This is a genomic window from Lishizhenia sp. (genome assembly GCF_057456495.1).
The window spans coordinates 1-11,395 of the sequence record NZ_JBVCPV010000092.1; the positions used below are offsets into that span (position 1 = coordinate 1).

At 37.2% G+C, this 11,395-nt stretch carries 10 protein-coding genes; 4 read left to right on the plus strand and 6 right to left on the minus strand.

Going from position 1 to position 11,395, the window contains the following annotated elements; all coding sequences use genetic code 11:
- From AC22ZQ_RS08055 to AC22ZQ_RS08075, 5 genes are all read right to left on the minus strand, one after another.
- Positions 1 to 298 (minus strand): type 1 periplasmic-binding domain-containing protein (locus AC22ZQ_RS08055; RefSeq protein WP_318958269.1); only part of this gene is annotated, 298 nt, incomplete at its 3' end.
- A 188-nt stretch (positions 299 to 486) separates the two neighbouring features.
- The gene (locus tag AC22ZQ_RS08060; protein WP_318958270.1) at positions 487 to 1,014 is read right to left on the minus strand and encodes a YceI family protein; all 528 of its coding nucleotides are present in this window, start codon (positions 1,012 to 1,014) and stop codon (positions 487 to 489) included.
- Positions 1,015 to 1,028: 14 nt separating this feature from the next.
- Positions 1,029 to 1,745: a pirin family protein gene (locus AC22ZQ_RS08065; protein ID WP_318958278.1), complete on the minus strand. Its 717-nt coding sequence runs from the start codon at positions 1,743 to 1,745 to the stop codon at positions 1,029 to 1,031.
- 301 nt (positions 1,746 to 2,046) lie between these two features.
- Positions 2,047 to 2,664 (minus strand): hypothetical protein, encoded by a 618-nt coding sequence (locus AC22ZQ_RS08070; protein WP_318958271.1) that lies wholly within the window; start codon positions 2,662 to 2,664, stop codon positions 2,047 to 2,049.
- A 49-nt stretch (positions 2,665 to 2,713) separates the two neighbouring features.
- Positions 2,714 to 3,517 carry a helix-turn-helix domain-containing protein gene (locus tag AC22ZQ_RS08075; RefSeq protein ID WP_318958272.1) on the minus strand — a complete coding sequence of 268 codons (804 nt, stop codon included), beginning with the start codon at positions 3,515 to 3,517 and terminating at the stop codon, positions 2,714 to 2,716.
- A 212-nt stretch (positions 3,518 to 3,729) separates the two neighbouring features.
- On the opposite strand from AC22ZQ_RS08075, the gene AC22ZQ_RS08080 reads away from it, so the two are divergent.
- The 3 genes from AC22ZQ_RS08080 to AC22ZQ_RS08090 are packed head-to-tail and all read left to right on the plus strand — an operon-like array spanning position 3,730 to position 9,328.
- Positions 3,730 to 4,827, plus strand: coding sequence for an efflux RND transporter periplasmic adaptor subunit (locus AC22ZQ_RS08080; RefSeq protein WP_318958273.1), 1,098 nt, complete (start codon positions 3,730 to 3,732; stop codon positions 4,825 to 4,827).
- Between the two features lie 2 nt (positions 4,828 to 4,829).
- Positions 4,830 to 7,946: an efflux RND transporter permease subunit gene (locus AC22ZQ_RS08085; protein WP_318958274.1), complete on the plus strand. Its 3,117-nt coding sequence runs from the start codon at positions 4,830 to 4,832 to the stop codon at positions 7,944 to 7,946.
- Positions 7,946 to 9,328, plus strand: coding sequence for an efflux transporter outer membrane subunit (locus AC22ZQ_RS08090; RefSeq protein ID WP_318958275.1), 1,383 nt, complete (start codon positions 7,946 to 7,948; stop codon positions 9,326 to 9,328). The genes AC22ZQ_RS08085 and AC22ZQ_RS08090 overlap by 1 nt, the downstream gene beginning before the upstream one ends.
- A gap of 74 nt (positions 9,329 to 9,402) precedes the next feature.
- Here the strand turns inward: AC22ZQ_RS08090 and AC22ZQ_RS08095 are convergent, their stop codons facing one another.
- A complete protein-coding gene (locus AC22ZQ_RS08095; protein WP_318958276.1) occupies positions 9,403 to 10,275 on the minus strand; it encodes an AraC family transcriptional regulator in 873 nt (290 codons plus the stop codon).
- A gap of 239 nt (positions 10,276 to 10,514) precedes the next feature.
- Between AC22ZQ_RS08095 and AC22ZQ_RS08100 the strand changes: the two genes are divergently transcribed.
- Positions 10,515 to 11,159: a DUF2064 domain-containing protein gene (locus tag AC22ZQ_RS08100; RefSeq protein WP_318958277.1), complete on the plus strand. Its 645-nt coding sequence runs from the start codon at positions 10,515 to 10,517 to the stop codon at positions 11,157 to 11,159.
- Positions 11,160 to 11,395 lie beyond the last annotated feature (236 nt).

The following is an 11,395-nucleotide window of genomic DNA, read 5'->3' on the forward strand; positions in this document are numbered from 1 at the left end:
AATTACTGATGAAAATAGCATCTACATCGTAGTTTGTTCTCAGTTTATTGTATAACGGTACTGATCTGCTTTCGTCCCATTGATCATCCCCTAAATGGAGGATTATTTCGGGTTCATCTTCATTTCTTGAATTGTTGTACTGCTTAATGGCAAGTTCCATAGCCTTCCCTGGTGCTATCCCTAGATTGGTAGCTCTAACGGTTTGAGGGCCAATGAATCCAACATGAATATGTTCAATGTTTTGATTCGTACAGGAAATCAATAGCGTAAGAAGTAAGAAAAAAGTTGTTAATCTCATAAAGCTAAAAACAAATACTTGATGTAATCATAGTTTAGCTGTTGATAAGGTTGAATTGTTAAATATAGAGTAAAAAAAATAAGATACCCAAGAAATCTGTTGAATCGACAAAATTTTCAGACGAACGTCGTAAAACAAAAAAAGAGAGTTTAATAAACTCTCTTTTTAATGAATTAACAAGTCTTATATTATGCTTGTTTAACAAATTGTGCTTCAATTTGTAATTTTATTTTGTCGGATACAACTACATTCCCAGCTTCTGTTACTGCATTCCAAGAAAGTCCGAATTCTTTTCTGTTAATCGCTCCTGTAATTTCGAAACCTGCTTTCGTCTGACCGTATGGATCTACAGCTGTACCATTGTGCTCAATGTTCAAAGTAATTTCTTTGGTAACATCTTTTATCGTTAAATCACCTACTAATTTTTCTCCATCGAATGATTTAGAAGTAAAGGTCATTTTTGGGTATTGTTCTGCGTCAAAAAAGTCGGCAGATTTCAAGTGAGCATCACGATCTTCGTTTTTTGTGTGAATAGAATTGATGTCTATTTCCGCTGTTAATTCCATGTCAGAGAAGTTTTCTTCATTGGCGCTTACTGAACCAGTGAACGAAGAAAAATGTCCCGTAACTGTTGAAATCATCATGTGTTTCACTTTAAAAATTACGTCTGTGTGCGTTGGGTCAACAGCCCAAACTGTTTTAGTCATTGTTTCCATCTTGTCTTTGTTTTTTAATTTAATTCGGGCACTTCCATTACCAGTACCTTACTTTGTTTATTCGTTTTTATTTTAAATTCTTCTATATCTTTTATTCCAAGTCCATCTCTTTTACTCAGTGTGATATCATCGTTTATAAGAATTTCACCTTCCAGTAAAAAGAGGTAAACTCCATTCGTCTTATCTTTTAGGGTGTAGGTAGAGGTCTTATTTTCTTCAAAACTTCCAATGTGAAACCACGCATTTTGATGTATCCAAACTCCTTGATCTTCCGGAGAAGGGGAGAGTATTTGACTGAAAGTATTTTCCTCAATCAAATCTGATATGTTTACTTGATCATACCTTGGTTCAACGTTGCGCTTGTTAGGAATTACCCAAATTTGTAAGAAAGAGCATTCCTCATCTTTACTTTGATTGTATTCACTGTGCATTACGCCTGTACCTGCACTCATCACTTGGATATCACCTTCCTTAATGATGGCTGTGTTTCCCATGCTATCCTGGTGTTCCAAATTTCCTTTTAAGGGAATAGAAACAATTTCCATATTGTCGTGCGGGTGTTTGGGAAAACCAGTTCCTTTAGCAATTAAATCGTCATTGAGTACGCGAAGAACTCCGAAATTCATGCGTTCAGGATTATAGTAATTGGCAAAACTAAAGGTGTGCCTAGATAATAACCATCCATGATTGGCCAAGCCTCTTGTTTCCGCTTTGTGCAAAATTGTATTCATTTTTTTTTCCTCCTTTGCAGGGATGTGGTTAAAGCCTTCAATTTTTAAGGAAGTTTCAGCCTCAGAACTGTCTTTCGCCAAACTTTTAGAAGACCCTTGTACAGCACCTAATAATCCTATACCAAAAACTCCTTTTAAAAACTTATCTCTTTTCATTGTTTCCCTTTGTTGGGACAAATTTACAAATAGTATTTACCCGGGTAACTATTTAAAAGCGACATAAACTTATAAAAATCCGATATCTGTAAGATTTGGAGTGAAAAAAAGGTGGGAAATGTGCAATGCTGGAGTAGGAGTAGACTTATTTTGCCTTTACAGGAAACTCCTTTTTAGTTACGAATTCACCATCATGTGTAATGGTCAATGTTGCTTTACCTTCTTTAAGTGCTGTTATAGAAAGAATGGAGTCATTCATCCAAGTAACTTCCAAGTTTTCGGTTTCAAAACTCAGGTTCTTTGGAATAACATTATCCGCGTGCAGCTCAAAGTGATTAGCAACACCACGTGTTAAGAAACGTTGTGCATCTCTGTTAAGAATGAAATTGAAACTTGCATCGTTCTGAAATTCTGAGGCATTCGTGAAATTAGCAATACCACTTTTATAAATGCACAAGAATTTTCGTTTAAAAAGTATTTTCCCGGTGTTCTTATGTTCAACCACAAAAAGAACAGAGTCTTCAAGTTTTGGTTTGTGTGTAAAACTACCCCCATATGGGTTGATTATTTTGCCATCTACTTTTACACCCAATTGATAGGCTGGTATACTATCATGAAAAACCTGTAATCTATTTTCCATATACTTGATAAGGAAGTTAGAATTTACTTTGGTCAATTCAACTTTGGGTAAGTTGAAGTAAGAAGTACTTGCTGAACTTAAAAAAAGTCCAGAAATCCCTGCCCAAAGTAGTACTGTTTTCATGCGTCGTTAATTTGTTGCGAAAGTAATTGTAATCGACTAATAATACAAATTAAGGACTGCTTAAGCGATAGGTGGAACGTATGTATTCAGAGGGAGATTGGCCCGTATGCTTTTTAAAAAAACGACTAAAATACGCTTGTTCTTTAAAGCCTAATTCAAAGGAGATATCATGGACGTTTTTGTCTACTAGGACCAATCTTCTTTTAGCCTCTAATATGATGATATTTGCTATAAACTGATTGAGCGTTACACCTATACGTTCTTTAAGGATTTCATTTAATCTTTTAGGAGTGATTCCTAATTCTTTAGCGTAAAAAGTAGTCTGTCTATTTTTCGTATAGTTTTCTTCTACCAGATCAATGAGCTTTTCTAAGCGTCTCGAACGTTTATACCTCGCTTCTTCTATAGGTCTAAGCAGGTATATTTTATTTAACAAACCCACCAATAAAGAAACCAGGATGGGCTGGTAGTTTGAACCTGATATTTCTAATTGAAAAAGCCTAAGAAAGGAGTCGAGCATTTCAATGTCCTCCTCTTGAGCTTGAATGGGGATATTAACGAAAGGAGAAAATAAAGCTCTCAGCGTACTAAATTCACCCATTCTAAAAAACTCATTCTTGAAACAAAGTGATAAGCCCTTGGCTGTTCCGTTGAGCTCAACATATTGATTTTTTCCTATCAACAGAAACTGATAATTAAGTTCTCGAAACTCATCGCTATCTACGCGAATTGCACTTCCTTCATCCATAGAATTGATCCATAAAATTTCGGAACAGTCATGTCTATCATAATGCTGAGTACGTTGTGCATAACATGCATTGATATCCTTTAGTTCTACTAAGTTATGGAGCATAAGGTTCTGAATTGTATAAATTATAACTTTTGAGATGAAATTTTCAAATGGTTCTAAAACATCTGTTTTTAGTTGCGAATGAAAGAATGTCAACTAAATGATACTTTTATTAAATGTTCAAATAGTATAAATAATTGAAGCTAAAGTATAAAATAAAACCTGGTCACTCAATGTAATTTTGCATAAAAATTTTGCTCAATAAACTAAGAAATATGATTCGTATTCTAACTATTGCCGGAGCTCTGGCTTTTTTGATGAGTGCTTGTGGAGAAAAAGCGCAAGAGAAAGGCGGGGGAGGACCAATAGCTGTTCCCGTGCAAAGTCTGACTTTACAACATACAAGATTACATCAAAGCTATCCAGTGAGTATTGAAGGGAAGGAAATTGTTGAGATAAGACCTAGAATTCAAGGATACCTTGAAGATATTTACGTAGATGAAGGGCAGCGCGTTAAAAAAGGACAACTTCTTTTTAAAGTTAATGCCGACAATTTTGAACAACAGGTTCTTTCAGCAAAGGCGAAGGTTAAGGTGGCAGAGGCTGCTGTTCAATCTGCAAATAATGAGGTGCTTCGTTTAAAACCTTTGGTAGAGAAAGGAGTTGTAGGAGAGTTTGAGTTGACGCAAGCTGAATACTCCGTGGCTTCAGCCGAAGCGGCTTTGGTGGAAGCTCAAGCCAATGTTAAAAACATGCAAACCAATATAGACTATAGTAGAATTACCGCACCAAGTGATGGTGTTATTGGAACAATAGCCTACAGAAAAGGGAGTTTGGTGAGTCCAACAAGTACCCATCCAATTACCATTTTGGCCAATAATTCTGAGGTTAGAGCTTATTTTTCTGTCAATGAAAAAGCTTATCTCGACTATTCTAGTGATTTCAAAGTTGATAGTTCAAAACATGTAGAGTTAATATTAGCGAATGGAAAGGCTTACCCTAATACCGGCACCTTAGACGCTGTAAGTGGAATTATTGATAAATCCACGGGGTCGATAGTCATGCGTGCTACTTTCCCAAATCCTGATTTATTGCTGAAAAGTGGTGGTAGTGGTACCATTAATATTGAGGAGCTTAGAGAGAATGTCATATTAATTCCGCAAGCTGCAACCTTCGAGGTGCAAAACAAGCGATTTGTTTATGTGGTTCAAAATGACAATAAAGTGCAAACCCAATTAATAAAAGTAACGCCTACAGATGATGGTCAGCAATTCGTAGTAGAAGAAGGACTGAAAGAAGGAGATGAAATTGTTGTGAGTGGTATTAACGGTTTAAAAGCCGGAATGGAAATTAATCCAGAAAAAGCAGATTAAAGATGTTTCAAAAGTTTATACAAAGACCCGTATTATCTACGGTGATATCAATATTGATCGTAATTCTAGGAATATTGGGCTTAATGGATTTACCCGTTTCTCAATATCCAGAAATTGCTCCGCCTACTGTTCAAGTAACAGCAAGCTATCCGGGTGCCAGTGCAGATGTAGTATTGAATTCAGTAGTGGTTCCTTTAGAAGAGCAAATCAATGGGGTGGAGAACATGACCTACATGACTTCCTCTGCCACCAATAATGGTACGGCAACCATAAAAATTTACTTTGAACAAGGTACAGATCCAGATTTGGCAGCGGTAAACGTGCAAAACCGCGTATCGAGAGCTACCAGTTTATTGCCACAAGAAGTTACCCAATCTGGAGTAACGACCAGTAAGCAGCAAAGTGATAATATATTGATTTTTGCATTGTATAGTGAAAGTGAAGATTTTGACGAAGTTTTTGTTCAAAACTATGCAGAAATCAATTTAATACCCGCTATTAAAAGGGTGAACGGAGTAGGTAGTGCCCGAGCTTTTGGTGAGCAAAATTACTCCATGAGAATTTGGTTGAAGCCGGACAAAATGAAAGCTTATGGTCTGGTACCCGACGATGTATTTAAAGCCCTGTCTGAACAGAATGTTGAAGCGGCTCCTGGGCAATTTGGTCAGAATGGAGATCAATCTTTTCAATATGTCATTCGCTATACGGGGAAACTCAAGACGGAAAAACAGTTTGATGATATCGTTTTAAAATATGACGATAAGGGTCAAATCTTGCTGTTAAAAGATGTAGCCCGCGTTGAGTTAGGTTCTCAGAATTATACTAGAACTTTCCGTTTCAATGGACACTTGGCAGCAGGTATTGCAGTGGCCCAAACAGCCGGCTCAAACGCACAAGAGGTGATCGATAATTGTTTGGAGGTATTGGATGAAGCTTCAGCTTATTTTCCGGAGGGAATAAAATATGCAGAGTTGGTAAATGCGAACGATTTCTTAGATGAATCAATTTCTAAGGTAATCTCAACCTTATTAGAAGCCTTCGTTTTAGTATTTATTGTTGTTTTCCTTTTCTTACAAGATTTTAGATCTACCCTAATACCAGCAATTGCCGTTCCGGTAGCCATCATTGGTACTTTCTTTTTCCTAAACCTTTTTGGTTTTAGTTTGAATTTACTTACGCTATTTGCTTTGGTTTTGGCTATTGGTATTGTTGTGGATGATGCCATCGTTGTGGTGGAGGCCGTGCACGCTAAAATGGAAGAGACGCACCAGGGGGCGAAAGAGGCTACGCTCAATGCAATGGATGAGATTTCAGGGGCGATTATTTCGATTACCTTAGTGATGGCGGCGGTTTTCGTACCGGTGACTTTCATTTCTGGTTCGGCAGGAGTGTTCTATAAGCAATTTGGTATCACCCTGGCAATTGCCATAATTATTTCTGCGGTAAACGCCCTAACCTTGAGTCCAGCATTGTGTGCTATTTTCCTAAAGTCACATAATGAGGAAGGAAAGAAGAAAAAGTTATTGAGTCGTTTCTACACGGCCTTCAATGCTTCTTTTGATAACTTGACCAATAGATATGGTAAAGCATTGCGCTTCTTTACGAAGAACAAATGGATACCAATCGGTATTATCTTGACCTTTACGGTGATTTTGGTTGGGTTAGTGAAAACAACTCCAACAGGTTTCGTTCCCAAAGAAGATACGGGTACAATCTTCTGTGATATTACTTTACCTCCTTCATCTTCTCTGGAGAGGAGTGAGGAAATTGCGACCAAGGTAGATAGTATAGTACAGGATGTCGTAGGCGTTAAAAACACCTTGAAAATGGCAGGTAATTCCATTATCAATGGTCAAGGAAGTGCATACGGAATGGTAATTATCAAGTTAGATCCTTGGGGTGAAAGAGATAGAGATTTAGATGAAATTTTAGGTGAGTTATGGGCCAAAGTAGGAGGGGTTACAGATGCTCAGGTTATCTTTTTCCCTGCACCAACGATTAGAGGTTTTGGATTTAGTTCAGGATTTACCGTTGAGTTACAAGATAGAACAGGTAAGTCTATTGATGAGTTAAGTGCTGTTACACAAGAATTCATTGGAAACTTGAATGCACGTGAAGAAATTCAATATGCAACCACCTCTTTTAAAACATCTTACCCACAGTTTTTATTGTCTGTTAATGTTCCAAAGGCAATGGAGTCGGGCTTAACGGTAAAAGACATCATGAGTGCCATGCAAGGGTATTACGGTGGAGTATATGCTTCTAATTTTAACCGTTTTGGTAAGCAATACCGTATCATGGTTCAATCTGATGTAGATTATAGAAAGAATATAGAAACGCTGGATCAAATCTATGTCCGTAACAAAAAGGGAGAAATGGCCCCAATAAAGGAGTTCATTTCTTTGGATAAAGTGTATGGACCAGAAGCTATTAAAAGATTCAACTTGTATACCGCTGTTAATATTCAAGGTGCACCCAACGAAGGTTACTCATCTGGAGATGCTATTCAAGCAATATCAGAAGAAGCAAAGAAGCTTCCTCCAGGGTACAGTTATGATTATTCAGGCGCTACGCGTGAGGAGTTGAGTTCAGGTGGACAATCTGTATACATCTTTATGTTGTGTGTAATCTTTGTCTACTTCTTATTATCGGCTCAGTACGAAAGTTACATCTTGCCTTTGGCGGTAATATTATCCTTACCAGTAGGGTTAGCAGGAAGTTTCATTCTAGCGTACTTCTTAGGAGTAAATAATAATATCTATTTGCAAATATCTTTGATTATGTTGATTGGACTGTTGGCTAAAAATGCCATACTGATTGTGGAATTTGCGCTCCAGCGTAGGAGAAGTGGAGTTGGTTTAGTTGAGTCGGCAATTACAGGTGCTAAGGCACGTTTACGTCCGATTATCATGACCTCTTTTGCCTTCATCTTTGGTTTGGTTCCCTTAATATTATCAACAGGTGCAGGAGCTATAGGGAATAAATCTATTGCAACAGGTGCCATTGGAGGGATGTTATTAGGAACTTTGTTAGGGGTGTTAGTTATTCCAATATTATTTGTCATGTTCCAGTATTTACAAGAGAAAATTACAGGAACGCCTAAAGAAATTGAAGCATAATGAAAATCAATAAATTAATAGGATTCATAGCAATTGCTGCATTTTTACAGGCATGTAACCTGAGTAAGGATTACGACATGCCTAATTACAAAGAATTAGAGGCAATACGTGAAAATAACGCAACAGACTCAAGTTCATTTGCGGATGTGCAGTGGGATGAGCTTTATAAAGATGCACAATTGAATGCATTGATTCAAGAGGCTTTGGACAGCAATGTGAATGTGAACATCGCCATTCAAAACATTAAGAGCGCCGAAGCCATGTTGATGCAACGTAAAGGTGCTCAATTGCCAAGTGCAACACTTAATAGTACAGCTACGCAATCAAAGTTGGCGAATACAATTTCCCCAGCCACAGGTTTTGCTCAGCAGCAATACTCAGTTTATTTGAGTGCAAGTTGGGAGATAGACATTTGGGGGAAATACAGGGCTGCAAAACGTTCTGCCTTGGCCGATTTATTTGCAAATCAACATTTTTTAAATGCAGTTAAAACAAGACTGATTGCAGATGTGAGTGGTAGTTATTATCAATTATTGGCGTATGATGCGCAGTTGGAATTGTCTGAAACTACAGTAGAAAAGCGCGCAGCTTATTTAGAGACCTTGAAGGCTTTAAAAGAGGCATCGATGGTTACAGAGGCAGATGTTCAACAGGCTGAAGCTAACTTGGCAGCTGCTCAACTTATAATTCCACAACTTAAGCAGGCTATTCGATCTACAGAAAATGCCCTGAGTGTATTGTTAATGCGAACGCCAGGTAAGATAGAAAGAGGTGCGTTGAGCGGACAATCATTGAACTATAACTTTACACAAGGTGTTTCTGCCTTGTTACTCGGTAATAGACCCGATGTGATGCAAGCGGAATGGCAGTTACGCAGTGCTTACGAACAAATACATGTAGCTAGGGCACAATTTTACCCTTCGGTTACCCTAACAGGTAGAGGAGGTTTTGTAAGCAACAACCCTGCAGAATTGTTCGATCCAACTTCCTTTTTCGCTAATCTGGCGGGAGGTTTGGTGCAACCACTTTTCAATCAACGCCTAAATCGAGCGAATCTAGAGAAGCAACTTGCAGCCCAGAAAATTGCAGTGTACAATTACAAATATGCCTTCTTAAATGCGGGTAGAGAAGTATCTGATGCCCTTTTCAATTTTGAGATGGCCACAGAGAAAATCACCCATGCAAGTAAACAAGTTAATGCCTTAGAAAAAGCAGTTCGTATGAATGAAGAATTGCTCGCATACGGCAAAGTGAATTATACCGTAGTACTTACGGCAGAACAACAATTTTTAAATGCACAACTTTCTCAAATAGATGTGCAACTAGAGAAGTATTTATCACTTATTGAGGTCTACAGATCTTTAGGTGGTGGATGGAAATAAAAGTTTAGGTTTGCTTCCCTCAATTAGAGTTAGAAGTTCTTAGTTTTACATAGCCCTCAGGGAGGCAAACCTCTTTATTTTTTTTGCATGGATTTTCTATAACTAGAAGGACTTTGACCGGAAATCTTTTTGAAATAACTACTAAAATGTGCAGGTTCGTTAAAACCAATCTCAAAGGCAATTTCCTTTAAACTCATTGTAGAAAAATACAAAAGCCTCTTGGCGGCCAAGGTAATTCTTGCATCCAGATGATCTTTGGCAGTTTTACCCGTTAGATGTTTGATCGTTCTGTTGAGGTGGTCTGCCGTTATATTCATCTTGTCTGCATAGGTATTTACGGTATGTATTTCTTTGTAATGTTGGTTCACCAAATTTTTAAAGTTTTTTAATAAACTGTTACCTACCTCTACGCCTTGAGTGTGTTGGTAAGCTGGAAACTCACATGCGTTATTGCACTCTATAAGTATTAGTTTTAAAAAAGAACTTTGCGCCTCAGAATGGAACTTCATGGATCTGTTTTGGTAATCAATCAATAACTCACACAAACTGTTCACACGCATCATGTTGAGTGTATCGAGGGTAACTGGCGGTGTTTCTCCAAAATTTCGAAACAAATTCAAATCTTCTATAAAGCGAAAGGGGATGTTATTTCTAACCAAAAAATCATTCGAAAACAGTAGTACAAATCCTTCTGACTGCTCTTCTTCTATCACCTGATGAACTTGTCCGGGACTCACACAGTAAATTTGGTTCTCCGCTAAAGTATAATCTACAAAGTCAATTTTGTGGGTGCCCTGAGCTTTGTTCACAACTAATACCGTATAATAATCATGGCGGTGAGCTTCCTCTTTTTGACCATTGTTGCGATCGGCAAGTTCAGACATTCTTACAATTTTAAAGTAGATGTCTTCTCTTTCGTCTTCTATGTGTTTATAGGTTTTAATCATGATGTTTCAAATGCACCTTAAAAATACAATATGTTCGAAACATTCTTTCCTACACATTGTTCATTTGTATGCATACTTCTAAAAGTTAAGTTTTATTTCAAGATTCTATTTTTTACTTTAGAAAAAAGTAGTTGAAAAAATCCAAAGTCATGTAAACAGCGTAAATTCTTAAAAACAAATCTGTGAGCCCAAACAAATCAACAGCCGTACTCATCTTTACTCGCTCAGAGTCAGAGGAATTGCAGAAAAAGCAGTTCTTTTTGCATGACTATTCTAAGAGTAAAGCTTTGGTCCGTCTATTGAATCAAAAAATTAGGTTTGAAGTAAAACATACGGAATTCCCAGTTTTTTTCAGCGGTAATTGTAAACAGGGCAGCTTTGTACAAAAATTCAAGCAGGGGTTTACAGAACTTTTTACAAAAGGATATGAGCGCGTTATTTGCTTAGGTAATGACGTTCCAGAAATCAATACTAATTTAATTCAAGAGGTAGCCGGTCTGTTAGATTCTAATGATTTTGTAAGTGCTAAAACAAATACAGGAGGAATTGCCTTTTTAGGACTCACGAAATCTGGTTTTCAGCAATTCAATTTTCATCATGTCCAATGGCAATCTTCTAATTTGCTAGAATCTCTTTATACAGAAATTGAGAATCAAAAATATTGTTTTCTCCAACATGAGTTTTTTGAACTTAACACGCCATCTGAAACAAGACTGTTTTTTAGAAATATTAAAAATCTTTCCTTACTTACATGCTATGGTCAGTTTTTCTTAAAACTTATTGAACGTCAGTTCGATAATGTTACCCGAGATATTGAAACTGAGTATGAGTTTTATCTTCAAGGTGAGGGCTATCGCGGTCCACCGATAAGGTTTTGTTACTAAACACGTACTAAAGAAAAAAACGATTACTTATGATTTTAGTGGATTTACCACTGAAGAAAAACAAACATTATGAAGAAAACTCTACTCATTCTTCTCAGCATTTTTTATGGCTCTACGTTGTGGTCACAAAATACTATAGAAGGGATAATAAAAGACATGGAAACGCAAGAGCCTTTGCCTTTCGTTACCGTTGGGATAAAAAATACAAGCACAAAAGTAAGAACTGATATTACAGG